At 41.7% G+C, this 24861-nt stretch carries 24 protein-coding genes; 12 read left to right on the top strand and 12 right to left on the bottom strand.

Features of this window, described 5'->3' with window-relative positions:
• Positions 1–68: 68 nt before the first annotated feature.
• The 5 genes from EPX21_RS14255 (at position 69) to fbp (ending at position 3751) form a co-directional block, all read left to right on the top strand.
• On the top strand, positions 69–860 hold the full coding sequence (locus tag EPX21_RS14255) for a Rossmann-like and DUF2520 domain-containing protein (protein ID WP_134090357.1): 792 nt from the start codon (positions 69–71) through the stop codon (positions 858–860).
• Between the two features lie 9 nt (positions 861–869).
• The gene (locus EPX21_RS14250) at positions 870–1388 is read left to right on the top strand and encodes an HAD family hydrolase (RefSeq protein WP_134090356.1); all 519 of its coding nucleotides are present in this window, start codon (positions 870–872) and stop codon (positions 1386–1388) included.
• 35 nt (positions 1389–1423) lie between these two features.
• Positions 1424–1996 carry a Maf family nucleotide pyrophosphatase gene (locus EPX21_RS14245; protein ID WP_134090355.1) on the top strand — a complete coding sequence of 191 codons (573 nt, stop codon included), beginning with the start codon at positions 1424–1426 and terminating at the stop codon, positions 1994–1996.
• Between the two features lie 14 nt (positions 1997–2010).
• Complete coding sequence (locus EPX21_RS14240) at positions 2011–2505, top strand: metallophosphoesterase (RefSeq protein ID WP_134090354.1); 495 nt, start codon at positions 2011–2013, stop codon at positions 2503–2505.
• Positions 2506–2707: 202 nt separating this feature from the next.
• A complete protein-coding gene (fbp, locus tag EPX21_RS14235; protein WP_134090353.1) occupies positions 2708–3751 on the top strand; it encodes a class 1 fructose-bisphosphatase in 1044 nt (347 codons plus the stop codon).
• On the opposite strand, the gene EPX21_RS14230 is transcribed toward fbp, so the two are convergent.
• The gene (locus tag EPX21_RS14230) at positions 3735–4070 is read right to left on the bottom strand and encodes a MerR family transcriptional regulator (RefSeq protein ID WP_134090352.1); all 336 of its coding nucleotides are present in this window, start codon (positions 4068–4070) and stop codon (positions 3735–3737) included. The genes fbp and EPX21_RS14230 overlap by 17 nt on opposite strands.
• 239 nt (positions 4071–4309) lie before the next feature.
• Between EPX21_RS14230 and EPX21_RS14225 the strand changes: the two genes are divergently transcribed.
• The 3 genes from EPX21_RS14225 (at position 4310) to EPX21_RS14215 (ending at position 9236) form a co-directional block, all read left to right on the top strand.
• Positions 4310–6481 (top strand): cation:proton antiporter, encoded by a 2172-nt coding sequence (locus tag EPX21_RS14225; protein ID WP_134090351.1) that lies wholly within the window; start codon positions 4310–4312, stop codon positions 6479–6481.
• A 6-nt stretch (positions 6482–6487) separates the two neighbouring features.
• Complete coding sequence (gene icd, locus EPX21_RS14220) at positions 6488–7756, top strand: NADP-dependent isocitrate dehydrogenase (protein WP_134090350.1); 1269 nt, start codon at positions 6488–6490, stop codon at positions 7754–7756.
• 109 nt (positions 7757–7865) lie between these two features.
• Positions 7866–9236, top strand: a complete 1371-nt coding sequence (locus EPX21_RS14215) for a sigma-54 dependent transcriptional regulator (RefSeq protein WP_134090349.1) — start codon at positions 7866–7868, stop codon at positions 9234–9236.
• A gap of 11 nt (positions 9237–9247) precedes the next feature.
• Here the strand turns inward: EPX21_RS14215 and EPX21_RS14210 are convergent, their stop codons facing one another.
• The 4 genes from EPX21_RS14210 to pyrE form a co-directional block, all read right to left on the bottom strand.
• Positions 9248–11800 (bottom strand): ATP-binding protein, encoded by a 2553-nt coding sequence (locus tag EPX21_RS14210; RefSeq protein WP_134090348.1) that lies wholly within the window; start codon positions 11798–11800, stop codon positions 9248–9250.
• A 104-nt stretch (positions 11801–11904) separates the two neighbouring features.
• Positions 11905–14508 (bottom strand): ATP-dependent chaperone ClpB, encoded by a 2604-nt coding sequence (gene clpB, locus EPX21_RS14205; protein ID WP_134090347.1) that lies wholly within the window; start codon positions 14506–14508, stop codon positions 11905–11907.
• Positions 14509–14793: 285 nt separating this feature from the next.
• Positions 14794–15195 (bottom strand): SRPBCC family protein, encoded by a 402-nt coding sequence (locus EPX21_RS14200; protein WP_134090346.1) that lies wholly within the window; start codon positions 15193–15195, stop codon positions 14794–14796.
• A 23-nt stretch (positions 15196–15218) separates the two neighbouring features.
• Positions 15219–15869, bottom strand: a complete 651-nt coding sequence (pyrE, locus tag EPX21_RS14195; protein WP_134090345.1) for an orotate phosphoribosyltransferase — start codon at positions 15867–15869, stop codon at positions 15219–15221.
• Between the two features lie 22 nt (positions 15870–15891).
• Here pyrE and EPX21_RS14190 point away from each other — a divergent pair, with 22 nt between their 5' ends.
• Positions 15892–16482, top strand: coding sequence for an NUDIX hydrolase (locus EPX21_RS14190; protein WP_206106078.1), 591 nt, complete (start codon positions 15892–15894; stop codon positions 16480–16482).
• On the opposite strand, the gene coaD is transcribed toward EPX21_RS14190, so the two are convergent.
• From coaD to EPX21_RS14175, 3 genes are read right to left on the bottom strand one after another with little or no spacing between them, the layout of a single operon-like run.
• Positions 16473–16970, bottom strand: coding sequence for a pantetheine-phosphate adenylyltransferase (gene coaD, locus EPX21_RS14185; protein ID WP_240768693.1), 498 nt, complete (start codon positions 16968–16970; stop codon positions 16473–16475). The two genes, EPX21_RS14190 and coaD, sit on opposite strands and share 10 nt — an antisense overlap.
• A gap of 22 nt (positions 16971–16992) precedes the next feature.
• Positions 16993–17529: an RsmD family RNA methyltransferase gene (locus EPX21_RS14180; RefSeq protein WP_134090343.1), complete on the bottom strand. Its 537-nt coding sequence runs from the start codon at positions 17527–17529 to the stop codon at positions 16993–16995.
• The gene (locus EPX21_RS14175) at positions 17520–18335 is read right to left on the bottom strand and encodes a DUF3822 family protein (RefSeq protein ID WP_134090342.1); all 816 of its coding nucleotides are present in this window, start codon (positions 18333–18335) and stop codon (positions 17520–17522) included. The genes EPX21_RS14180 and EPX21_RS14175 overlap by 10 nt, the downstream gene beginning before the upstream one ends.
• Before the next feature lie 49 nt (positions 18336–18384).
• Between EPX21_RS14175 and EPX21_RS14170 the strand changes: the two genes are divergently transcribed.
• Positions 18385–19821 (top strand): ATP-dependent RecD-like DNA helicase, encoded by a 1437-nt coding sequence (locus EPX21_RS14170; RefSeq protein WP_134090341.1) that lies wholly within the window; start codon positions 18385–18387, stop codon positions 19819–19821.
• 29 nt (positions 19822–19850) lie between these two features.
• On the opposite strand, the gene murI is transcribed toward EPX21_RS14170, so the two are convergent.
• Entirely contained in the window at positions 19851–20696 is an 846-nt protein-coding gene (murI, locus tag EPX21_RS14165) for a glutamate racemase (RefSeq protein WP_134090340.1), read from the bottom strand.
• Between the two features lie 207 nt (positions 20697–20903).
• On the opposite strand from murI, the gene aroQ reads away from it, so the two are divergent.
• Positions 20904–21317, top strand: a complete 414-nt coding sequence (aroQ, locus tag EPX21_RS14160) for a type II 3-dehydroquinate dehydratase (protein ID WP_134090339.1) — start codon at positions 20904–20906, stop codon at positions 21315–21317.
• An 18-nt stretch (positions 21318–21335) separates the two neighbouring features.
• On the opposite strand, the gene EPX21_RS22930 is transcribed toward aroQ, so the two are convergent.
• Genes EPX21_RS22930 through EPX21_RS14145 form a run of 3 tightly spaced genes read right to left on the bottom strand, consistent with a single transcriptional unit; the run spans position 21336 to position 23993 of the window.
• A complete protein-coding gene (locus EPX21_RS22930) occupies positions 21336–22046 on the bottom strand; it encodes a hypothetical protein (RefSeq protein ID WP_206106077.1) in 711 nt (236 codons plus the stop codon).
• Positions 22047–22068: 22 nt separating this feature from the next.
• Positions 22069–23127, bottom strand: coding sequence for a glycosyltransferase family 2 protein (locus EPX21_RS14150; RefSeq protein WP_134090338.1), 1059 nt, complete (start codon positions 23125–23127; stop codon positions 22069–22071).
• On the bottom strand, positions 23124–23993 hold the full coding sequence (locus EPX21_RS14145) for a lysophospholipid acyltransferase family protein (protein WP_134090337.1): 870 nt from the start codon (positions 23991–23993) through the stop codon (positions 23124–23126). Before EPX21_RS14145 ends, EPX21_RS14150 begins: the two co-directional genes overlap by 4 nt.
• A gap of 223 nt (positions 23994–24216) precedes the next feature.
• Here EPX21_RS14145 and EPX21_RS14140 point away from each other — a divergent pair, with 223 nt between their 5' ends.
• On the top strand, positions 24217–24834 hold the full coding sequence (locus EPX21_RS14140; protein WP_134090336.1) for a WbqC family protein: 618 nt from the start codon (positions 24217–24219) through the stop codon (positions 24832–24834).
• The last annotated feature ends 27 nt before the right edge of the window (positions 24835–24861 follow it).

Genomic DNA, 24861 nt, shown 5'->3' with positions numbered 1-24861 from the left:
TTTATTGTTAATTTTACCTTGCGGGGACTGAAGACGTAGGCTACAGTCCCCGTTATTCTTTGTGTTTTATGGAGATAGTAATACTAGGTAGTGGAAATGTGGCAACTCACTTAGCGTATGCCTTAAAGAAAGCAGAATACCATATAAAGCAAGTATATAGTCGCAAAATTGAACATGCAAAACACTTGGCAGATGGTATTGGCGCCGAACCTGTCGGTAATTTATCACACATCACAACCGAAGCCGATATTTATATAATAGCTGTTAAGGACGAAGCGATTATTGAGGTAGCGTCTGCGTTGCCCCTAGGAAACAATATCCTATTGCATACTTCCGGAAGTACCGATATGGAGGTACTTAAACCCTTTTCTTTATCATATGGTGTATTATATCCGCTGCAGACCATTTCGAAGGAGGTAGCACTCGACTTCTCGAAGGTGCCTTTAATTTTAGAATTTTCCGACTCACGGGTAAAGGAAGAAGTGCTCAATATGGCATTTAAATTATCGCCTCTCATTCACGAATATAATTCGCAACAGCGGCGATGTCTGCATTTAGGAGCAGTGATGGCCTGTAACTTTAGTAACTATTTGTATGCTGTTGCACATGATTTTTTGAGAGAGAAGGAAGTCGATTTCGATTTATTGAAGCCGTTGATCAGCGAGACCGCTCATAAGATATTGGAACACAATCCGAATGAGGTGCAAACAGGGCCGGCGGTAAGAAACGATAGTGACATCATACATAAGCACCTAGCTCTGCTGGAAGGTCATCGGAACTGGCAGCGTATTTATCAATTTATCAGTGAGGATATCGTACGGAAATACGCCGGCGAAAATAAACAAGAGGAAACCAACTAAAAAGATAGCATGTTATTTGAGAAATTGAGAGCGATTAAAGCGTTTGCGCTGGATGTTGATGGCGTGCTGACCAATGGTCAAGTACTCGTTAATGAAGAAGGGCATCAATTGCGGAGCTTTAATATTCGAGATGGCTATGCCATACAATTGGCGGTAAAGAAAAATTTTCCGATGCTTGTAATTACAGGAGGAAGGTCAGAGGGGGTCCGGAAGCGTTTGCAGGGACTGGGGATTACGGATATTGAAATGGGCGTGAGTGATAAGGTATCTATCTTTAAAGGCTGGTTAACACAATATGCTTTGCGTGCAAATGAGGTATTATATATAGGGGACGATATTCCGGATTTTGACGTAATGAAAATGGCCGGTTTAGCTGCTTGTCCGAATGATGCAGCGGAAGAAATTAAAGCCATCGCCGATTATGTGAGCAGCAGAAAAGGCGGAGAGGGAGCTGTCAGAGAAATTATTGAGAAGGTTTTAAAACTTCGGCAGGCATGGGAAGTAGATCAGTCTGTGAAAAGTTTTTGAAGCAAAATTAGCTGTTCAATAATATGTAATGTCTTATGGAAAATTTAGATCAAAAAAACATCATTTTGGCTTCGCAGTCGCCAAGAAGGAAAGAGTTATTGGCGTCTTTAGGATTGAATTTTAAGGTAGAAGTAAGGGACGTCGAAGAAACCTACCCTGATACCATGAGGGGTGCCGCGGTCGCTTTATATATCGCTACAAAAAAGGCAGAAGCGTTTGATTTGAAGTCGGACAAAGATATCGTTATTACAGCTGACACCATTGTCAGCATAGACGATCGCATCCTTGGTAAGCCGGCCGATTATGACGATGCATTCAACATGTTAAAGTTGTTGTCGGGAAGGCGGCATGAGGTAATTACGGGTGTGGCGCTGAAAACAGTGGAAAAAGTCCGCTCGTTTTACGAGGTAACGGCCGTCTATTTCAATCAGTTGAAAGACGAACAAATAAAATATTATATTGAAACCTTCAATCCTTATGATAAAGCTGGTTCGTATGGAATTCAGGAATGGATCGGCGCAGTCGCCGTCGACCATATTGAAGGCTCGTATACAAACGTCATGGGCTTACCCACTGCAAAACTTTATAAAGAACTGGTTAAATTATAGAACCAAAGAAACTTATGACCAAGATTGGGCTGCTCGCTGACACGCATAGCTATTTAGATGATGCAATATTTAAACACTTCGCTTCTTGCGATGAGATTTGGCATGCCGGTGATTTTGGTAATATAGCGGTGGTTGATAAATTGGCGAGTTTTAAACCCCTGCGTGGCGTTTATGGTAATATCGACAACAAGGACGTCAGGATACAGTATCCCGAGGACTTACGGTTTATGTGCGAAGACGTTGACGTCTGGATGACGCATATTGGAGGTTATCCGGACAAATATGCGCCACGTATCCGTGCTGCCATCTATTCAAACCCTCCTAAACTTTTTATTTCAGGACATTCTCACATCCTGAAAGTTATGTACGATAAAAAGATCAACTGTTTACATCTCAACCCCGGGGCGGCAGGTAAACAAGGTTGGCATAAAGTCAGAACACTTATGCGTTTTAGCATCGATAAAAACAGCATTAAAGACTTGGAAGTGATTGAGCTTTTGGGTGATTGATTACACTTTTTGCTCTTTGTTTTTATATGTAAATCCTTTTTTATCAGCGCTGTATGTGTACATTTTGTGTAGTTTGTATACATATTTTGGATAGTGTATTTTACACTAAGTGTTGTTTTTTTTGTATTTTTATAAAACAGTTCCAATGTTATCTGCTCACGTAACTACTTGAATTTTTATTATAAATTTTAACAACTAAATTATGACAGCCGTAAAGACTTTAGGTCAATTCATCATTGAAAAGCAAGCCGATTTTCCATATGCCAAAGGAGAGCTCAGTCGGTTATTGAGAGATATTGGTATAGCAGCAAAAATAGTAAACAGAGAAGTTAATAAGGCTGGGCTCGTCGATATCCTGGGAGATGCGGGAACGATGAATGTGCAAGGGGAAGGTCAAAAAAAGCTGGATGTATATGCAAACGAGCAGTTTATTTCAGCTTTGAGAAGCGGTGGCGAATGTTGCGTAGTGGCATCTGAGGAAAATGATGAATGTGTTTATATCGAATCGGAGATCTCAAAAAATGCAAAATACATCGTTGCCATAGATCCGTTGGACGGTTCATCGAACATTGACGTCAATGTGGCTATTGGGACGATCTTTTCCATTTACCGCCGACAAAGTTCAGAGGGTAAACCGCGGATAAGCGATGTGCTACAAAAAGGTCGGGAACAAGTAGCCGCTGGTTATGTCATTTATGGCTCTTCTACCATGCTAGTTTATACAACTGGCAAGGGTGTGAATGGCTTCACACTAGATCCTTCAATAGGCGAGTTCTGCTTGTCGCACCCCAATATGCGGATACCCAAAGACGGTAAAATTTATTCAATAAACGAGGGGAATTATGTACACTTTCCCCAAGGAGTAAAGGACTATATAAAATATTGTCAGGAAGAAAACGCTGATTCGGGTCGCCCTTACACTTCCCGGTATACCGGATCAATGGTGGCCGATATTCACCGGAATTTGATTAAAGGCGGCATTTTCCTTTATCCTGTGTCATCGGCTTATCCAAAGGGCAAATTGCGTCTTGTTTACGAGTGCAATCCGATGGCTTTTATTTTAGAGCAGGCCGGCGGGGTAGCTACCGACGGCGTTAACCGTATTCTCGATATTGTTCCTGATCATCTTCATCAACGATCGGCGATTTTTCTCGGTTCACAAAATATGGTTGCGAAGCTTAGCGAATTTTTGACTGCAAGCGGTTTAACAAGTTACCGCATTGATAAAGTTATAAGCGCTCCTTAACCTCTATCAAAAACTGCTTTAACTTTTCAAGGGAATCAATTACACGTTGGTTCTCTTTTGCTTGGTTTTTATTTGCTTTCAAATAGTCACGGGCGCCCTGTAAGGTGTATCCTTTATTTTTTACCAGGTTAAAGATGATTTTAAGATGCTCGATGTCTTCCGGCGTAAAAAGCCTATTGCCTTTTTTGTTTTTCTTAGGTTGGATGATATCAAACTCGCGCTCGTAAAATCTTATTTGCGAAGCGTTCACCTCAAACATTTCTGTTACCTCACCCATGGTGTAATAAAGTTTGTTGATTTCCCGTTCTTTATAAGGCATATTCTTTCGATATTAGCATGTGAATTCACGAAAAATTTCTTCGCTATTCAAACGCTGGATTCTTTCTTCAAAAAAAACGAAAATACCTAAATAATCAAAATATGATTTTCTTTTGTCGTGCGCTAGGCAAAATCTGTACTTTAAGTCAATATTCGAGGTATACGCTTTACCTTATCAAGAAAAAAACTATATTTAACGCATACTGGTTAAATAGTGCAAATGATTGTTAGCGTTATTTTATGAACAAAAGTTTTATCGAACATCTTTCTCACGCCTTTGAAACGCCTTTAGAAAATTCTGTACTTATATTTTCCCTCATTCTGCTAATCATTCTATTGGCGCCGATCTTATTGAGGAAAATCAAAATACCGGGTATCATCGGGTTGATTCTGTCTGGCGTTATCATCGGGCCGCACGGTTTAAACATACTGGCTCAAACAGATGCAGTTCGGTTATTTTCGACCATAGGGTTGCTTTACATTATGTTTATTGCGGGCCTCGAGTTGGACATGAACGAATTTCGCAAAACCAGGCATAAGAGCGTTATATTTGGCATTTATACCTTTTTTGTTCCGATCCTTATCGGCTATCCGGTTTGTTATTACATTTTAAACTTTGATGTCGGAGCCAGTATATTGGTTTCGAGTATGTTTGCTACGCACACGCTGGTCGCTTATCCCGTGGTAAATAGCTATGGTATCTCTAAAAATCAGGCCGTTGCGATCACTATCGGCGGTACGATTCTGACAGATACAGCCGTTTTGATCATTCTTGCGGTTATCGTCGGCTCCTCGCAAGGACAGCTAGATCAACAATTTTGGATAAGACTGACCTGCTCCTTTGCTGTTTTCTTAGCTATTATGTTTGGGATAGTGCCTAAAATCGCGAAGTGGTTTTTTCAAAAGGTAGAGAGCGAAAAGACGTCGCATTATATCTTCGTTCTTTTTGTTGTTTTTTTTGCCGCCTTCCTTGCCGAGGTTTCTGGGCTCGAACCCATCATCGGAGCCTTTGTTGCCGGGTTGGCTTTAAATAAATTTATTCCGCACTCATCTGCGCTGATGAACAGAATTGAGTTCATTGGCAACGCTATTTTTATACCATTTTTCCTGATTAGCGTCGGTATGATTGTCGATATAAAGGTCCTTTATAACGGGCCTGAAGCGCTTATCGTAGCGGGAACACTCACATTAGTGGCTGTTTGCGGAAAATGGATTGCTGCATGGTTTACCCAGCTTACGTTCAAATACAGCGGGCCGCAACGTCAGGTTATCTTCGGACTTAGCAGCGCGCATGCGGCGGCTACACTTGCCATTATTATGGTTGGATACGCCAATCATATCATAGATGAAAATGTGTTGAACGGCACGATTGTATTGATTCTAATCACTTGTATTGTCGCCTCGATAGCCACCGAGTCGGCCTCTAAAAAGGTCGTTCTGGCAGGCGAACAGGATATTGTGGAAGAAGACAAGGATGTGCTTCGCGATGAACACATTCTCTTGCCGATTGCCAATCTTAACAACATGGAGATTTTGCTGGATTTTGCCACCATGATCAAAAACAAAAAGTCGCCTCATCCGGTTACTATATTATCAGTGGTACCAAATAACGAATTGGCCGAAGCAAACTTGAAGAAAGCAAGAAAAAATTTGGATTCTACGGCTAAATATGCCTCAGGCAGTGAGATTGCGGTGAATATGATGGCTACCATCGATTATAACATCGCAGGGGGAATCAGCAGAGCATCTCGGGAAATCATGGCCGATAGTATCTTGCTCGGCTGGCCCAGTCAGGTCGGAATCATAGAAAAAATGGTCGGAGAAAAAACGGAAAGTATTCTTAACCGTACCGACATCAATATTTTTATGTGCCATTTTGCCAAACCTTTTGTAAGTAACAGTAAGATTACGTTGATATGCCCGCCAATGGCAGAGGATGAGAAGGGTTTTTCTTATTGGCTAACAAAGATAGGACAACTCGCTATTGAGCTCACTTTTCCTGTTGTTTGCGTTGCCAATGCGAGATCGGAAGACGCAATCACGTCTTTTCTGAAGAAAAACAAAATCAGTTGTAATATTCGCTTTATCAATCATAACGATTGGGATGATCTATCATCCCTTAGAAGCTATGTGAGCGACTCTGATTTATTGGTGTTCGTTTCAGCTAGGATAGGGGAAGTTTCCTACAGTAGGGAGTTCGACGGTATACCAAAGAAATTAGCCCGTAAATACGCAAACAATAATAGAATATTAGTTTATCCAAGTAGACGGCCTACAGGTGTGTTCGATAATTACGACGAAGTGAGTGCCATGTCAACAAACCGAGGCTACACACGTTTACAACGGATGGGAAAAGGTTTAGGGAGTATATTAAACGTAAAGCATAGAAATCCGCCACGATCAAATAAATAATAGAATATGGCTGAGAAAATAAACGTAAATGCAAGTGGTGCCTTAACGGTGCCGAATAATCCGATTATCCCTTTTATTATTGGGGATGGAATTGGGCCTGACATTTGGAAGGCTGCTGTTAGGGTGTTCGATGAAGGTGTTAAGAAGGCTTACGCAGCTGAACGTCAGATTATATGGAAAGAGATTCTGGCAGGCCAAAAGGCCTACGATGAAACCGGAAGCTGGCTTCCGGAGGAAACTATAGCGGCGATGCGAGATTATGTGGTGTCGATTAAAGGTCCCTTAACCACACCGGTGGGCGGTGGTATTCGATCTTTAAATGTTGCCATCCGACAAAAGCTAGATTTGTTCGTCTGTCAAAGACCGTTGTTCTGGATTGAAGGGGTTCCTTCTCCGGTGAAGCATCCAGAAAATGTGAACATGGTGATATTCCGTGAAAATACGGAAGATATTTATGCCGGCATTGAATTTGAAGCTACTAGCGAGCAAGCACTGAATCTAAAAGGGTATTTAACAAGTCAGTTCGGTGTCGATTATCCTTTCAAGGATGAAACGGCTTTGGGTATAAAACCCGTATCCAAAGAAGGATCTGTCCGCCTGATACGCGCAGCGATCGATTATGCGATTAAACAGCAACAGCCCTCGGTAAGTTTGGTTCATAAGGGGAATATCATGAAGTTTACAGAAGGGGCCTTTAAAAACTGGGGCTATGAGCTAGCGGAAAGCGAATATGGTGATCAGGTTTTTACATGGAACCAATGGGAGAGGCTAAAGGCCACAGAAGGGGAGGAAGTAGCCAATAAGGTGCTCCAACAGGCTCAGCAAGCAGGGAAGGTGATTATCAAAGATGTGATTGCTGATAATTTCCTGCAGCAAATCTTATTGAATCCAAAAGACTATGCTGTTATCGCAACCTTAAATCTGAATGGTGATTACATTTCAGATGCTTTAGCAGCCATTGTTGGTGGTATAGGCATCGCGCCGGGCGCAAATATCAACTACCATAGTGGGCATGCCGTATTCGAAGCCACACACGGAACCGCTCCTCGTTTTGCTAATACCGACAGTATGAACCCTTCTTCGGTGATCCTCAGTGGGACGATGATGTTCGATTACATCGGATGGCACGAAGCTTCAGCCCTTATTAAAACAGCGCTAGCAAAAACGATCTATAAAAAAGAGGTTACCGTCGACTTTTATAACCAAATGGAAGGAGCTACTTTGCTCAAAACGAGTGAATTTGCTGACGCAATTATTGGAAATATAAATAGTTAACTAATTCGCAATTGTTAAAGGCGAATCGCCGAAAAAATAGTAATTTTGTAGATTATCAAATATAATAAAAAGAAGAACTGTTCCGTTGGAGGGATAAAGACAAATAAATATGGCCAAAATCCTGCTTGTAGAAGATGATACTACCTTTTCGACTATTCTCGAAGGCTTTTTAAAAAAGAATGGCCACGAAGTTGAGATGAGATATAATGTCAAAAGTAGTGTCAAATCGCTGGACGACTCTATTGACTTGATGTTGCTGGATTATCGTTTAGGAGACGGAACCGGTTTGGATGTTTTGGAAGAAGTACGCAACAGAGGCCTTAATATTCCAGTTATCATCATGACCAGCTTTAACGATGTGCGTACAGCGGTAAAGGCCATGCGTTTAGGTGTGTTTGATTATATTACGAAGCCGGTAAATCCGGACGAGCTATTGATGGTTTTAAAAGAAGCATTGGACCATAATAGTGGAGAGCGAACGCCTTCTGTCTCTAAAAAGGTGCCGGAAAAGGAATCTGCTGAGTTTGTAACCGGTGTCAGTACGCCTTCCAGAAAACTACAGGATTATATCAATTTAGTGGCACCTACGGACATGTCTGTTTTGGTGAGAGGCGAAAGTGGTACCGGAAAGGAATATGTTGCAAGATCTATTCATTTAAAAAGCAATCGAGCGGATAAGCCCTTTGTCTCTATAGACTGCGGTACGCTTTCTAAGGAATTGGCGGCGAGTGAATTGTTTGGACATATCAAAGGCTCTTTTACCGGTGCGTTGACGGATAAAAAGGGGCAGTTTGAAGAAGCCGATGGTGGTACACTGTTCTTAGATGAAATAGGAAATTTGTCGTATGATGTACAGGTCAAATTATTGAGGGCCTTACAGGAGCGGGTGATTCAGCCCATTGGAGCAAACAAGCAGATAAAGGTGGATGTGCGCGTTATTGCCGCTACCAATGACGACTTGTTTGGCAGTTCGGCATCAGGAAATTTTCGGGAAGATCTCTATCATCGGATCAACGAATTTGAGATTATTGTACCTGCTTTAAGAGATAGGGGAAGTGACATGGATACCTTTATCGAATTTTTTGTAGACAAAGCTAACAAGGAGCTGAATAGGCATGTTGTTCATCTCTCTAAAGAAGTAAAGGATATCTTTAAGGCCTATGATTGGCCCGGAAACCTCCGAGAGCTTAAAAACGTAATAAAACGAATGGTGCTGTTAACTACCGGAGATACAGCAGAAGCCACTGCCTTGCCTGATGAAATGGTGTTGTCTATTAATCAACATAAACATTCCGTCGAGAACCAGGCGAATCCAGATCATGTGGCTGCGGATCTTAAATCTCAAAGCGAAGCGCACGAGCGTCAACTTATCATCGATGTGTTACAACAGGTTAAATATAACAAAAGTAAAGCCGCCCAAGTCTTAAATATAGACCGAAAAACCTTGTATAATAAATTGGATAAATACGGGATTTCCTAAGCTATATTTTGTTATAAAACGGATCCGTTAATAAATGCCCGTGTGTGTAACTCCTCCTTTAAATAGTCTAATAGGCGGTATAGCTGGTCTATAATTCCTTGGATTTCAAGGATATCAAACTCGTTATTGCGGATGTCGATTTCTAGTTTCCGGAGCTTGATGGCTATTTTCTGACCGCCAATCTGCGAGGTTCTGCCGGCCAGTTTATGGCAGATTAAGGCTAGCTGTTCCCTTTCGTTGGCTTGCAGGGCATTGCGAAGGCTGATGAGGTCCTTTCCCGTGTCTTTGATGAAAATGTTTAATATTTTAGTGACCTGGCTGCTGTCGTTATAGGTCAATCGTTTTAAGTTGGAGAAATCGAAATCCTTTAAGTCGTTCCTGTTTTTAATTTTAAGAGGTTCTTCGTTTGTCTTTCGTAAACCTAAAAGATGGAGCAGGTCTGTCTCCTTAAACGGCTTTAGTAACAAGCCGTCAAAACCTTGTGAAATAATTTTTTCCCGCTCTTCTGGCAATGCCTGTGCGGTAAAAGCATATATTTTGACATCATCACTGATTCTCGGCCTTAATTCGTGATTCAATTCTACACCGGTCTTTCCTGGCATACGCATATCCATCAACACAATGCTGACGCTTTCGTCCCAAGGGGTGTTTAGTAAATCGTCCGGGTCCGAAAATGTGCGATGTTTAATTTTATACTTGTTAAAAATATTATGGCATAGCTCTAGAATGAAACTGTCGTCGTCAATAACCCAAATCGTGCCAATAAAATCGTTTATGGGAATTAGGTTGTTTTCTTCTTTGCTTGCCTCAATCAAGGTGGAGGTTTTTAAGGGGATGTATACATCAAATGTCGATCCCTGGTTAAGTTGACTTTTTATTTTAATGTTTCCACCCATTGCTTCGCATAGCGTTTTCACAATGCTCAGTCCCAAGCCGCTGCCGAAGTGTGTACCCGAATTTGAGTTTTCCGCTTGTTCAAACTCGTTGAAAATCCGGTTAAGATCGCTTTCTGGAATGCCTTTTCCGGTGTCTTCTACGGTGATTTTTAGTTCAGTCAATTCCGTGTTCACTGTTGTATTAACTTTAAGTGTAACGGAGCCCTGATCTGTAAACTTGATCGCATTGCTTAATAGGTTATAGAGGATTTGCTTGATGCGGAAGGGGTCGCCGAATAGGTAGCCGGAACCCTCTATTTCTTTACTGAGATTGAGCGATAGCGATTTTTCTTCTGCTTGTAGCTGCATGGCGGCCACTACTTCATCGATCAGTTGTGATAAATAAAAGTCCTGGTTGTTAAAGTGGAATTTGCCTGAATTGATACGATTGTAATCTAATACTTCGTTAACGATCTGCAACAAGTGCTCGGACGATTGGTAAATAATATTTACTGTACGGCTGTCATTAGGGTGTTCATCTCTCAGCTGTTCAGCATAACCGATAATTGACTGCAGCGGTGTACGAAGTTCATGGCTCATGTTAGAAAGAAAGCGCTGTTTCGCCGCACTGTGATATTCGGCTTCTTCCTTGGCAATTTCCAGTTCCCTTCGGTATCGATTGCTTTTTCTAATGTCAGACAAGATCAGTAATACCAAAATAATCGTTACGCCAAGAAAGCTTAATACCACAAAATTGATTCTGCTAAGACTATGGTTCATCACCATCCGAGCACTCATGTTTTCGCTTTCCATCTGCAGCATCCCTTCCTTTTCCACGGCGTTCAGAATACTGAGCATTTTGCTGATCAGTAGGTTGCCGGCATAGGTCAACTCTACCTCACGATCTATGAATGAATCACTTTGTGCTCGCTGAGTCTCTTCAATAGTACGCAGCACACTGTCAATTAATTTAATGGCGCTGTCTTGCTTAGAAGTTGCAATCGTGTCTATTAATTCTTCTATTCCCTCTTTAACGATCCGTCTTGATTGTGTAATTGTACTGGGGCGGGGCGGACTCTTCCTTTTGGACCCAAATATCTTTCCGAAGAAAGACCGGTCGTCCTGCAGGGAATCAGCTTTTACAACTTCACCTGGTTCTATCGTGGTTGTTTCCGTTATTTTCCGTCTTGTTACAACCGTACTATCTGCGTTAGGCGTATTTTCAACAATTTCTCCAATACTTTGCAACTGCTTGGAAAACTCGTGACTATCAACCATCTTTTCGCGTACTTGTACATAGGCTTTAAAAAGTTTATCGCGCTCCTTCAGCAGCGTTTTAATGGAGTCGATCCGCTTAGTCTGGTTGCTGTCCTGGGCATAGAGGTTTTTTAAAGAGTCTAGCGCGGCAGACACTAACCTCGACTCTTTTTGCAGGTCTTCATAGGAATTGTTGCTATCTGCCAGTACTTGCGAGCGTTGCAACTGATCAAGTTGCATGATGTCGCGCGAAACTTGACTAACCAAACGCATTTTTTCATTCGGCTTCGAGATATTATCTACTGTAGATAGCACTTGATTAAAAGCATCCTTACTGATGGTCCATGCCAAGGCAAGCGCAATACAACAGAGAATAAACACAAAAATTACTTTTCGCCTGACGCCTTTGTTCGATAGTTTTTGATCAACCATTAATGTAAAGTTACGAATTTTTTGGGTAGTTAAGCCGAAGGGCACGGAAAGCAAAAATGCCGAATATCAACTATTCGGCATTCGTTTAAGATCTGTCGGCCGGGTTAACGGGCTTCCTGGTTTTGCAAGAAGACAAACTTGTGGTCGAACATATCTAGTTTGATTTTACTTTCTTTATCTATTTTTCCGGCAAGGATTTCTTTAGATAATTCATTTAATATTCGCTTCTGAATCACCCTTTTTAGCGGCCTCGCACCAAATTGTGGGTCATATCCCAATTGGGCCAGCCAATCGAGTGCCTCCTCGGAGGCATCTAATTGAATGCCCATTTCAGCCAGCTGCTTTTGAACAGCACGGAACTGTAAACGGACGATCTCACTGATTTCGTTGCGGTTCAAAGGCGTAAACATAATCACTTCATCAATACGATTCAGAAATTCCGGCCTGATCGACTTTTTCAGGAGCTCGAATACCTCGTTTTTGGTTTTGGCAATAATTTCATCGCGGTTCACTTCATTTAACTCACTGAAGTTCTCTTGAATTAGATGGGAGCCAATATTCGAGGTCATAATAATGATCGTGTTCTTAAAATTCACTACCCGACCTTTGTTGTCTGTCAGATGCCCGTCGTCTAATACCTGTAACAGGATATTGAATACATCGGGATGGGCTTTTTCAATTTCATCCAGCAAAACTACGGAGTACGGACGGCGTCTGATGGCCTCAGTTAACTGACCACCTTCATCGTAGCCAACATAGCCCGGAGGCGCGCCGATCAGTCGAGAGACGGCATGCCGCTCCTGATATTCGCTCATGTCAATTCGAACCATCGAGTGTTCGTCATTAAACAGAAACTCTGCCAAAGCCTTTGCTAATTCCGTCTTTCCTACTCCTGTAGTTCCCAGGAATATAAAGGAACCAATAGGCCTTCTCTTGTCGCTCAAGCCGGCACGGGATCTTCTAATCGCATCTGAAATGGCTTCAATGGCTTCGCTTTGTCCAGCCACACGCTTGTGAAGCTCTTCTTCTAAATGGAGTAGTTTCTCTCGTTCACTTTGAACCATTTTACTTACCGGTATACCCGTCCAACGTGACACGACGTCGGCAATATCTTCAGCGGTCACCTCTTCTTTAAGCATGCGGCCGGTGCCCTGTTTTTCCTCAAGTTCTTTTTTCAACTTCTCGAGTTCATCCTGCGCCTGTTTTATTCGGCCATACCGTATTTCTGCAACTTTGCCGTAATCGCCGGCCCGTTCCGCTTGTTCCGCTTCCAACTTAAAATCCTCAATTTGCTGTACATGGTGGTTCAGGTTGTCGACCAGCGACTTTTCACCTTGCCAAGCAGCTCTGAGCGAATCTCTCTCGGAAGCTAGATTTGCGATCTCCCGACTGAGTTCTTCAACTTTATGCGTGTCATTTTCGCGCTTAATCGCTTCCCGTTCGATTTCAAGCTGCATGATTTTACGCTCAATTTCGTCCACCGCTTCGGGCACGGAATCCATTTCCAAACGAAGTTTAGATGCCGCTTCGTCCATTAAGTCGATCGCCTTGTCAGGTAAAAAACGATCAGCAATATAACGTTGCGACAATTCGACGGCGGCTATAATAGCTTCGTCCTTTATCCTTACCTTATGGTGGGTCTCATATCTTTCTTTTATACCTCTTAAGATCGATATGGCATCCTGCGTATCCGGCTCGTCAACCATTACTTTTTGAAAGCGCCGCTCTAAAGCTTTGTCTTTCTCAAAGTATTTCTGAAACTCGTTTAGCGTGGTTGCCCCGATTGCCCTCAGTTCCCCTCTCGCCAAGGCCGGCTTTAAAATGTTAGCCGCATCCATCGCACCTTCGCCGCCGCCTGCACCAACCAGTGTGTGAATCTCATCAATAAAGAGAATAATCTCTCCATTGCTGTCCGTTACTTCTTTTACCACTGCTTTTAGTCGCTCTTCGAATTCGCCTTTATACTTGGCTCCAGCGATTAATGCACCCATGTCTAATGAGAATACGGTCTTGCTTTTGAGGTTCTCTGGTACATCACCTTTGATAATACGATGTGCAATACCTTCTGCTATAGCTGTTTTACCAACGCCCGGCTCCCCGACTAAAATAGGATTGTTCTTCGTTCTACGTGATAGAATTTGGATTACGCGTCGGATTTCCTCATCTCTACCGATAACCGGATCAAGTTTTCCGGATTCGGCAAATTCGTTTAAGTTCCGTGCGTATTTATTTAAGGCGTTATAAGTAGCTTCTGCGTTTTGATCCGTTACGCGCGTATTGCCGCGTAGTTCTATAATCGCCTTTTTTAAATCTTTTTCTGTAACGCCCTGATCTTTTAATACAGAGGCTGTTTTATCGCCCGCGTTTAAAATGCCCAATAATAAATGCTCTACGGAAACAAAATCATCCTTGAAATCTTTTAAATAACCTTGCGCTTTCTGTAAGGCGTTATTGGTTGACGAGGATAGATATATACTGCTTCCGCTGACCTTGGGAAAGCCGCTTATTTGCTGATCAAGCGCTTCATTTAAGCGATTTATATTAACGTTTAGTTTTTTCAATAAATGACTTACAACGTTTTCATCAACTAAGAGAAGAGCCTTTAGCAAATGCGCATTCTCGATGGCCTGATGTTGGTTGCCACCAGCAATCTCTGAAGCTTTTTGAATGGCTTCTTGCGCTTTGATTGTAAAGTTGTTCAAATTCATTTCGATTTATTTAATAAGATCTGCTTGGTAATAGCAAAACGGATACCATCGAAAGTAGTTTGATGAAAACAGACATTTTGTCTTGTTAAATGGAAAACAGGTGACTAAGTGTCTAATGTATAGTGTTTTATGTGAAAAAATGTCGGGCTTGTGTTGTTGTCTGTTAGCAACGAAGGCTGGGGGGATCAGCAAAAGAGGGAAGGGACAAAATAAAAAAGCCTGTCTTTGATAGCTTAGACAGGCTCCTTTGTTGATGTCTTATTAAAAGATAGCGGGTATATTTTGTTAAAAGACCAATTCTTCTTTTAATTTGGCTGTCTGAAAGTCTGTAAGTTTCTTTAAAGGGCCGCTAGCGACCATTTTCATCATCATGTTTAAATCTGCCTGTATGGTTAAAGTCACTTCGCTTTTGGCTGCATCAACCGGTTTGGTTTTCCATATCAGCGTCAGATCAAAGGGAGCCTTTTCGGCAGGAACGATGGATATCTCTTGATTTTCTTTACGTTCAGCAACCTTTAAAGCCAATTTAGCCATATTTTGGATGGCAAAGCTTGCCTCGTCTTTTGTAGACGACCAGTTGGCAACGTTGTCCGGCATCAATCTTTCGTGGTTATTGAAGTCAGCGAGAAACTCATATACTTTCTCTACCGGTTGATCTATAATACTTTTACTTTCTATAACAGTCATGGCTCTTCTTCTTTCCAGAAAATCTATACGGTTTTAGGTTCCCAATTTGCAGGATCTCTTCGCCATTCACGAAGTAAATCCTCTTCCTCGTGATGAATAAAGCCATTTTCGGAAGCATATTTTATCAATGCATTGTAGTTTGACAAGGTGGTATATCTACATTTTGCGGCCTTGAAGTTTTCGTCAGCCACATCAAATCCATAACTGAAAATAGCAACCAGCCCAACCACGTCGCATCCTGCCTCTCTTAGTGCTTCTACAGCTTTTAGACTGCTTTGTCCCGTCGAAATTAGATCTTCGATAACCACCACCCGTTGTCCCTCAATGATTTCTCCTTCGATCATGTTCTGCCTTCCATGTTCTTTTGCACTTGAGCGTACGTATGCAAAAGGCAGACCCAAATCCTGAGCAACTAAGACGCCTTGTGGAATACCCGCTGTGGCCACGCCAGCGATCATGCCGATAGAGCCAAATTCTTCTTGAATGACTTCTGAAAGCTTTTGGCGTATATAAGTTCTAACGGTTGGATGGGATAAGGATATACGATTGTCGCAATAAATTGGAGACTTCCAACCAGATGCCCACGTAAAAGGTTTGGAAGGTTGTAATTTAATTGCTTTAATTTGCAATAAAAATTCAGCAACTTTTTGTTCAATCTCACTCTTGTGATTCATGATGCAAATTTATAAAATTTATATGAACGAATCGGTCCTTCTGTTGACCGATTTTAAACCTGATGCGTTTGGATCTTTTCAACAAATTGATTCACAGACTTTTGATTTTGTAAAACTTTTTAAGAAAAGTTCAACGCTTCAAGTTCCTACTACGTTCTTACTTTTGGTAGAAGATCCAAGAGCGACGCTTAGAACCTTGAAAAAGTCGATAAAGCTAATTGGAGCAGCCGGCGGATTGGTGAAAAACGGTGACGGGGACATCCTATTTATACACCGGCTGGGCAAGTGGGATTTGCCTAAAGGGAAAATCGATCCCGGCGAAAAAAGTAAAAAAGCAGCGCTACGTGAGGTCGAAGAGGAATGCGGTATACACGTAGATTACCTGGGCCCGAAAATCATGTCTTCTTATCATGCCTATGAAATGAAGGGGAATGTCGTACTCAAAAAGACGAATTGGTATGAGATGGGCGTGAACAAAAAACCAAAACTGATTCCTCAAACCAGTGAAGATATCACCGAGGCTCGATGGATTCAGCCAGAACAGATCGGCGAGGTGCTGACGAATACTTATGGTATTATCAAAGATGTACTGGAAAAGAAAGCTTATATATAGTTTAATACTTCCTGAGGCACAAGGTGGTCAATGGAACCGCCATTTTTGAGGATGTCTCTCACTATTGTTGAACTGATATGCCCGTAGCCCGGACTGGCTAACAGCAATACCGTTTGGATATTCGGTTCGAGCTGTAGGTTATTCTGGGCTATCGCATGCTCAAAATCGAAATCTCCAGCATTTCGAAGCCCTCGGAGGATATAACCCGCACCGATTTCCTTACAATAATCAACTGTTAAGCCGGTGTAGCTGGCCACATGGACGGAAGGAGTGTCGCGGAAAATGTCTTCAAGAATCCCGATTCTCTGTTCGGTAGTCAGTAATGGCGTTTTCGAACTATTGAGTCCAATAGCGATATAAATTTCATCGAAAAGGGATACCGACCGGCGAACAATGTCCATATGCGCATTGGTGATGGGGTCGAAGGATCCAGGAAATAATGCAATTCGCTTTTTCATCGTCGGCTGCCTATTTTCTTCCTCAAACATATAGAAAATAATTTAGTAACCGTTAAGAACACTCAAAAAAGCTAAACGAAGAGTAGCCGTACGATCGCTGTTCTACAAAATTTGGGTGTTGGCTTACTTTTCTGGTGGTAGGATGCTCTAATACAAAGAGCCCATTTTGGCGCACTAAATTATGGTCGAACAACAGCTTGGGCAAAAGCGGGAGTTGTGGCAAATCATAGGGCGGATCGGCGAAAATAAAATCAAACGATTGTCGGCAGGTCGTTATAAATTTTAGCACATCTGCTTTAACGATCTTCATCTGCTCCAAGTGGTACTTGCTTTTTTGTGTATTTATATAGGCGCAGCATTTGCCATGAACTTCCACAGATAAGACACTTCGTACCCCCCTCGATGCCAGTTCGAGGGAAATATTGCCGGTGCCACTAAATAAGTCTAGGGCGTCTGTTTCATCCCATGTAACGCTGTTTTCCAGAATATTGAATAAGGCTTCCTTTGCCAAGTCCGTCGTCGGACGCACAGGTAGGTTCGTCGGAGGCGAAAGCCGTACTCCTTTAATATGTCCGCCAATTATCCGCATAATAATCCAAACAATGCCAACTTTTGATAGCTTTTCTTCAGGATGTTGAAATTACGGCAATCGATGATGCCAGATAAATCTAAGAACGACAACTGATCGCTATATTTTCTTAGCCGTTGGTAATTGGTGTCGTCCGGCTCTATTTGGCCTGAAACGATCATCGATACATTCGAAAAGTCAATACCATATTCCTGAACAATAGCCAGGAGGAAGTAGTTAAATTCATCTGCGTTTTGGCTTGGATGCGAGTGGTGATAAATCAGTTTTCCGTCTGAAATATAAGTAAAGTCCGTATAGCCATCATCAAAATTGATGGATAGATAGTCTTTATACTCGGGGGTAACCCTAGCCAACGTATTTAATATTACCGTGCTGATGGACTTAACGGTAAAATCTGAAAAGTCCGAAAGCAGCTGTTGTTGCTCTTTTAAAGAGACACCATATATGCACTTCGCGTCAAAGCCCTTTACATCATCGGTGTGTAGGAAATGATTTTCCTTATCTAAAGAGAAAGCATTTAGGTAGTATATTTCTTGAGATGAATTATATAAATTGTTAGGAATAAGAGCTTTTTGTTTTGTCTCTACGGAAATGATTTTTGAATGGTATGTTAAGCTTAACAGTTGATTAACCCGCTCTTCCGGTTTGCCTTTTTTCCAAGATAGCAACAATAACAACTGGTTTTGTTGATTGAAAATGGCCATCTGAGATCGGTGCACACCACGCCTTACTAATAACTGGTATTCCGCGCTTTTGTCTACGGTGAAGTGGTCGTCAATAAATTCTATTTGCAATAATTCACTCATGGATAGCAAAAGTACCCTTTAGAAACGATATTGCAAAAAGCATTTTTTTGTGCTAGGTTTGAACGTGGAAATAATAAAGAAATTCGAACAATCTTTTCCCGCGACACCTACGTTACAGCAAAAGGAGGCGTTTAAGGAACTGGCAGCCTTTCTAACGCTTAGTGAAAACGCCACCATTTTTATATTGAGAGGATATGCCGGTACCGGTAAGACTACATTGATCAGTACCTTGGTTCGTGTGCTTCCTGCACTCAATATGCGCTCCATCCTGCTAGCGCCAACGGGACGGGCTGCTAAGGTCATCAGTACCTATACGGAAAAAGCTGCATTTACGATTCACAAGAAAATTTATCGAAAGAAAGTTGCCGGCACGCCCGATATGTCTTTCGTGTTAGCTGATAATTTACATAAAAACACCTTGTTTATTATAGACGAGGCTTCTATGATTTCGAATGAATCAAGCGGCTTTGGTAAAAAGGGCCTGTTGGAAGACTTAATAAACTACGTGGAAAGAGGAGAGGACTGCAAGCTCCTGTTTTTAGGTGACGTTGCGCAATTGCCTCCCGTCGGCTTATTGGAGAGTCCCGCATTAAATTCGCGTTATCTCGAAGATCATTTCGGCTATGGTGTGATGGGCTGTGAGTTAACAGAAGTTGTGCGGCAAGCGCAGAATTCGGGTATTTTATTTAATGCTACTGCTATTCGCGAGCAGATAAGACGGAAAGAAGCGGTGAAAAAGCTTCACTTTCCAAGGCTTAAGGTGAAGAGCTATGCGGATGTTTACCGGATGACCGGAGAACGCTTAATTGAGGGACTGCATTATGCTTACGACAAATATGGTATTGAAAATACCTTGGTCGTTTGCAGATCAAATAAAAGTGCCAATCTGTATAACCAGCAGATCCGTAACAGGATACTCTATCGGGAAGAGGAATTAACGGGAGGAGATCATGTCATGGTGGTGCGAAACAATTATTATTGGACGAGCGGGGAGGATTCATCCCAACCGTTCATTGCCAATGGAGATATGGCCGTTGTGAAAAGAGTCCGCAATGTGCATGAGCAACACGGTTTCAAATTTGCAGACGTAGTTTTAGGATTCGTGGATCAAGTTGATGAAGAACCTTTGTCTTGCAGGGTGATATTGGAGAGCTTATATTCCGACTCACCCAATTTACCGGTAGAAAGTCAGCAACAATTGTTCGATTCGGTGATGTCCGACTATCAGGAGCTGGGAAACAAGAAAGATCAACTAGCCGCGCTTAAAACCGATTCTTATTATAATGCGCTGCAAATCAAGTTTTCTATGGCAGTTACCTGTCATAAAGCACAAGGTGGACAATGGGATGCTGTTTTTGTAGATCAGGGCTTTTTAACCGAAGATATGCTTAATATAGACTTTTTGCGTTGGCTTTACACTGCCTGCACCCGCGCAACAAAAGAGCTGTTTTTGGTGAATTTTAATGATAAGTTTTTTGCCGATTAATGTTTTGAACAAAGCTGGAATCCGCTTTGTCAAATCTTGCGACAGCTAACGCCTTTGTTCATTAAATCGAGATGCTGTGCTTCTACCTTTGATCCGTAAAAGAGACCTGCCTTTTCATTGAAATTTTCTATACTCTCTGTCGTAAAGAATTGTTTGTTGCCCCCTTTTGTACAAAGGCTTTCCATCTCTCTATGGCGAGTGAGGTAATCCGCTAGGCTATGTGCTACAATATTCCCTTGGGATATGACTTGTACGTGCTTCGGAATAAATTCTTTAATTAACGGAAGTAACAGCGGATAATGTGTGCAGGCCAAAATGACGGCATCAATCGCGTTTGATTGTTGGAAGAGCCGATCTATATGTTGCTTCACGAAATAGCGGGCACCGGCTGAAGCCATTTCATTATTTTCTACAAGCGGTACCCACATGGGGCATGCCTCCTGATAAACGCTGATGGCCGGGAAAAATTTTAAAATTTCCAATACATAAGATTGTGAATTGACAGTTCCCGAGGTGGCCAAAATGCCGACATGTTTGCTTGTTGTGAAACGGTCGATAAGCTCTGTAGTGGGCCGGATGACACCGAGCACATTTCGTCTATCGCGACGCTGGGGCAGGTCCTTCTGCTGGATGCTTCTCAAGGCTTTTGCAGAGGCTGTATTGCATGCTAAAATGACCAGATGGCAGCCCATATCAAACAAGTGGTTTACGCATTCAAGGGTATACTGATAAACCGTATCATAAGAGCGGGTGCCATAGGGCACCCGTGCATTATCGCCTAGGTAAATATAATCGTACTGAGGAAGTAAGTTGCTGATCTCCTTAAAAACCGTAAGTCCTCCGTAACCGGAATCAAAAATGCCTATTGGCCCCATGGTGTTTGCGAATTAAAAGGTGTTGTTTGTCATCGGCGTCCATACTACCATTGCGGACGTCCGACCGATAAAGCCGGATACACTTTATGGGCGAAAAACACTATCTTTGTCGCAAAGTACACACCGGCAAGCATGATGCAAAACTATTGTTAATAAATGAAAGTTGCATAGCTGCAGTTGAAAAAGAAATAAAAACAATTTATTCGAATGAGAATTCTGATCATTAACGGGCCTAATTTGAACTTATTGGGGGTAAGAGAACCTGCTGTATACGGAAATACAGGTTTCGATAGTTACTTTGAAGAGTTAAAGGAACATTTTTCCTCCATTGATCTTTCTTACTTTCAAAGTAATCATGAGGGAGACATTATCGATAAACTCCATGAAGTCGGCTTTTCGTATGACGGCATTGTCTTGAACGCAGGAGCGTACACGCATACGTCGATAGCTATAGGAGATGCTATAGCTTCAATACAGACGCCCGTTATCGAGGTGCATATTTCAAACGTTTATGCAAGGGAGCCCTTTAGGCATCATTCTTATTTGGCTAAAAATTGTAAAGGCGTTCTATGCGGTTTCGGACTTAACGGTTACCGCTTGGCCATACAAAGCTTTACCTAGGGATCAATCAGCTCCCGATTACTGATACATACGGCTCCATATTTCGTAAATAGGATCTCCTTTGGAGCTTAATCCGCTGTGATGCCATTTTCCTTCTTCCAGTTTACCGTCAAAAGCCAGTGCCGTCCCTACGCGGCTTCCGTCCCTGGAGAAAAAATCGATATTTTCGGTATATTTACCGTTCGAGAAGGTGTATGTACCGCCGCCTGTGCCAGAAAATTCGCCCGTTTTTATATTGATTGCCACCCATTGAAACCGGGTTCCACTAAGTATCTTTAATGTTCTGCGATCTCTTAAAGGCATTTCCTGTAATTTGTCGTCCACTTTTCTGTTGGTAATCCGCCAAACGCCGGCCAAGGGCGCGTCGTTATTATCTAACCTCTGCCATTTCTCTACTTCTCCTGTGACGTTAATATCGAGCACCTCCTCTGCCACATTGAATTGATACGCGTGTTTTTTCTGGACCTCTTCCGGCTTTAACGCATTGTATTCAATGGTCACTTCAAAGTGATCGGCCTGCTTGGCGGGCTTGTATGGACCGCCCCATGTATTTACAAATTTTTTATCTTCAATATTATATACACTATAGGATAAATAGTTGTCAACGAGAACTAAAGTATGGTGCAAGTTTTCTTTTTTTAGTTGCCAAGCGCCAGCAAGTGAAGTCGTTTGTCCATAAACCAAGGAAAAACACAAGCAAAACGATAAAATACAAGATAATTTCTTCATAAGGCGATTATAAAAGGTTACATTATAAACTGCTGTTCATTTTTTTTGTTTTATGTTCTTTAAACTTTTTTTTGTTTAACTGACTGAACTTCTGCTTCCGTAATATAAAGTAAGCCCAAATAATGCTTGCTTTATAAATACCGGAGTCAACAGCCTTCGGAGGGTTTGGCTTTCTTTTTTGGGCATTTTTTCTAAAGTTTCTACAAAAGCTTACATGGGCCTTGCTAACAGCTAAGGCGTCTTTTCTTTTTCCTTCATAAAAAAAACGTAGTAAGGCTATAAAGTCCAGCCAAAACCGGATAAATATGATAAGTATCGCTTGAGCTAAAGGAAGGTTCTTTTGGAGCATCACTAGGTTATTTCGGAAATTAAGGTAGGTTTTGAATGGGTTTTCTTTGTTTAATGTACCCCCGCCCACGTGGTATACTGTTGATGTCGGACAATAATATATTCTGTACCCAACTTGCTTTAAACGCCAACATAAATCTATTTCCTCCATATGAGCAAAGAAATCTTTATCAAAGCCCTTCACTTTTTTCCATGCTTCGCTTCTAATGAAGAAGGCCGCTCCGCTGGCCCAAAAAATCTCTTTTGCTTCATTATATTGACCTTCATCTATTTCGGTTTTTTCCAGCATGCGGCCGGCACAAAAAGGATAGCCTAGCCAGTCAATAAATCCGCCAGCGGCACCTGCATGTTCAAATTTGCTCTTATCTTGATAGGATCGTATTTTAGGCTGTGCGGCGCCGATACTTTCATCGGTTTCCATAAGCTCGATAATGGGCTCTATCCAGTTTCCCTCTACCTGTACATCCGAATTCAATAGTATGAAATAATCCGCTTCGACCTGTTCAAGTACGCGGTTGTATCCATCTGCAAAGCCGAAGTTGTTCGCGTTTTTAATAAGCCTTAAGAAAGGGTATTCCTTTTCTATGAATGAAACAGAATCATCGGTCGAACCATTGTCGCCAATTACAATTTCCAAATGGGGATAACTGCTTCCGCATACTGAAGGCAGAAATTTCTCTAAATAGTCTTTCCCATTCCAATTTAGGATGACCACGGCTACTTTTTTGTTCATGCGGTAGGAGTGTGTTTCCATCTACGGTGCGACCATAGCCAATGCTCGGGCTTATCGTGTATGATTTTTTCCAGGTGCTTATTGTAAGCTAATGTAATTTCATAATCCGCGGTAGATGCGGGCGCCTCAAACAGCGTTTCGAACGTGCATTCGTAATACCCCCGTTTTAATCGATTGATATGGCAATAGACGACGGGAAAGTTAGTGGCTCTCGCTATTTTTTCCATGCCTAGAAACATGAGCGTTTCTTGGCCTAAAAAAGGCGCGAAATAGTTAGATTCTGATCGTGCAGGCGTCTGATCGGAAAGAAACATACTCATATGGGGCATGTTTTTACAAGCAATAATTTCTCTTAGTGTCTGTTTCATTGGAACCATCCGCGCATTAAACCGCGATCGCATTCGGTTAAATATTTTCTCAAAGCCTTTATTGCTAAGTGGCTTATAGATAATTAGTAATGGGTCGTTAAGCATCAACGATAATCGATGGATACCTAGTTCCCAATTGCTATAATGTCCAGTTGTGCCGATAACGGGCCGTCCTTGTTCTAAATGCCGATAGACTTCCTGCGTTGCATGAACAACAATCCTTTTCTTTACTTCGTCCGCGGTGATCGTTCTCATTTTAATGGTTTCAACAATCATATCTGCAAGGAAAATAAAGAATTTCTTAGCAATTTTCTCGATTTCTTCATTCGTTTTATTTGGAAACGAATTCCTTAAGTTTTCATATACTACTTTTTTCCGATAACCGATCACATAGTATAACAGAAAAAACAGCAGATCACTTAAGCAATATAATGCCCAAAATGGAAGCAATGAAATCATGAATAAAAAGAAAGAGATGATCCGATTTCCAATGTTCATTTTATCTTGGCCAAGCTTAATCGCGTTAAAGTTGCTTCTTAATAGATTATCCTTCACAGCCGATCTCAATAATCTAAGTCTGCAAATATCTGATTTCTTTGTCTTGAAAAGTAATTTTTTATGAAGTTAATCGCTCATGTCGACACAGGCTGACACTTTTTAGCTCCCGCGCTGCTTTATTTATCCGTGAATATGTATTTTCGCAGTTTAATTCTATTTGCCCATGGACAAGACGGATAAACTGTTCCCTTGCTTTTATTTGCCGCCTATTGAAGCGATCGCCGAAATGTATCACGTAAACGGCGAAACTATACTGATCGAGAAATTTGAAAACTTTCCTAAGCAGACATACAGAAATAGAGCCAGCATCTATTCGCCTAATGGTAAATTGGATTTAATCGTCCCGGTTATGAAGGGCGCGAAAGTGCATACAGTGGTAAAGGACGTTAGGATCAGTTATGAGAGCGACTGGCAACGCCTTCATTGGATGACCTTACAAACTTCTTATAGACGATCCGCTTATTTTGAATATTATGAAGACGACTTTGCTCCCTTTTATAAAAAGAAGTATACGTTTTTATTCGACTTTAACACCGAGCTGTTGACTTTGCTGCTGCGTTTATTAAAGATGAAAAAAGAGCTGGCGTTTACCGCGTCTTACCAAAAAGAGTATACCGGCGTACATGATTTTAGGTCAACCATTCATCCTAAACAATTGTCAACTGATCGGCATTTCAGGCCTTATTTTCAGGTGTTTGATCCGAAGCATGGATTTCTTCCCAATTTGAGTATTGTGGATTTATTATTTAACCAAGGTCCTAATAGCTTAAATTATCTGTAGCGTTTAAACATTTTCGCTGCTTGCGTG

Source organism: Olivibacter sp. XZL3, assembly GCF_004368405.1.
In the GTDB taxonomy this organism is placed as follows: Bacteria; Bacteroidota; Bacteroidia; order Sphingobacteriales; family Sphingobacteriaceae; genus Olivibacter.
The sequence above is the reverse complement of the archived record's forward strand: the minus strand, read 5'-3'. Positions and strand labels throughout refer to the sequence as shown.

Bases quoted from the DNA above. Each gene is read 5' to 3' on its own strand.
- EPX21_RS14245 (WP_134090355.1), top strand. From the start codon at position 1,424: ATGGAAAATTTAGATCAAAAAAACATCATTTTGGCTTCGCAGTCGCCA.
- EPX21_RS14250 (WP_134090356.1), top strand. From the start codon at position 870: ATGTTATTTGAGAAATTGAGAGCGATTAAAGCGTTTGCGCTGGATGTT.
- EPX21_RS14175 (WP_134090342.1), bottom strand. From the start codon at position 18,335: ATGAGTGAATTATTGCAAATAGAATTTATTGACGACCACTTCACCGTA.
- EPX21_RS14190 (WP_206106078.1), top strand. From the start codon at position 15,892: ATGAACGAATCGGTCCTTCTGTTGACCGATTTTAAACCTGATGCGTTT.
- icd (WP_134090350.1), top strand. From the start codon at position 6,488: ATGGCTGAGAAAATAAACGTAAATGCAAGTGGTGCCTTAACGGTGCCG.
- EPX21_RS14230 (WP_134090352.1), bottom strand. From the start codon at position 4,070: ATGCCTTATAAAGAACGGGAAATCAACAAACTTTATTACACCATGGGT.
- EPX21_RS22930 (WP_206106077.1), bottom strand. From the start codon at position 22,046: ATGAAGAAATTATCTTGTATTTTATCGTTTTGCTTGTGTTTTTCCTTG.
- EPX21_RS14240 (WP_134090354.1), top strand. From the start codon at position 2,011: ATGACCAAGATTGGGCTGCTCGCTGACACGCATAGCTATTTAGATGAT.
- fbp (WP_134090353.1), top strand. From the start codon at position 2,708: ATGACAGCCGTAAAGACTTTAGGTCAATTCATCATTGAAAAGCAAGCC.
- EPX21_RS14200 (WP_134090346.1), bottom strand. From the start codon at position 15,195: ATGACTGTTATAGAAAGTAAAAGTATTATAGATCAACCGGTAGAGAAA.
- clpB (WP_134090347.1), bottom strand. From the start codon at position 14,508: ATGAATTTGAACAACTTTACAATCAAAGCGCAAGAAGCCATTCAAAAA.
- EPX21_RS14140 (WP_134090336.1), top strand. From the start codon at position 24,217: ATGGACAAGACGGATAAACTGTTCCCTTGCTTTTATTTGCCGCCTATT.
- EPX21_RS14225 (WP_134090351.1), top strand. From the start codon at position 4,310: ATGAACAAAAGTTTTATCGAACATCTTTCTCACGCCTTTGAAACGCCT.
- EPX21_RS14255 (WP_134090357.1), top strand. From the start codon at position 69: ATGGAGATAGTAATACTAGGTAGTGGAAATGTGGCAACTCACTTAGCG.
- murI (WP_134090340.1), bottom strand. From the start codon at position 20,696: ATGGGGCCAATAGGCATTTTTGATTCCGGTTACGGAGGACTTACGGTT.
- aroQ (WP_134090339.1), top strand. From the start codon at position 20,904: ATGAGAATTCTGATCATTAACGGGCCTAATTTGAACTTATTGGGGGTA.
- coaD (WP_240768693.1), bottom strand. From the start codon at position 16,970: ATGTTTGAGGAAGAAAATAGGCAGCCGACGATGAAAAAGCGAATTGCA.
- pyrE (WP_134090345.1), bottom strand. From the start codon at position 15,869: ATGAATCACAAGAGTGAGATTGAACAAAAAGTTGCTGAATTTTTATTG.
- EPX21_RS14215 (WP_134090349.1), top strand. From the start codon at position 7,866: ATGGCCAAAATCCTGCTTGTAGAAGATGATACTACCTTTTCGACTATT.
- EPX21_RS14210 (WP_134090348.1), bottom strand. From the start codon at position 11,800: ATGGTTGATCAAAAACTATCGAACAAAGGCGTCAGGCGAAAAGTAATT.
- EPX21_RS14145 (WP_134090337.1), bottom strand. From the start codon at position 23,993: ATGAACATTGGAAATCGGATCATCTCTTTCTTTTTATTCATGATTTCA.
- EPX21_RS14150 (WP_134090338.1), bottom strand. From the start codon at position 23,127: ATGAACAAAAAAGTAGCCGTGGTCATCCTAAATTGGAATGGGAAAGAC.
- EPX21_RS14180 (WP_134090343.1), bottom strand. From the start codon at position 17,529: ATGCGGATAATTGGCGGACATATTAAAGGAGTACGGCTTTCGCCTCCG.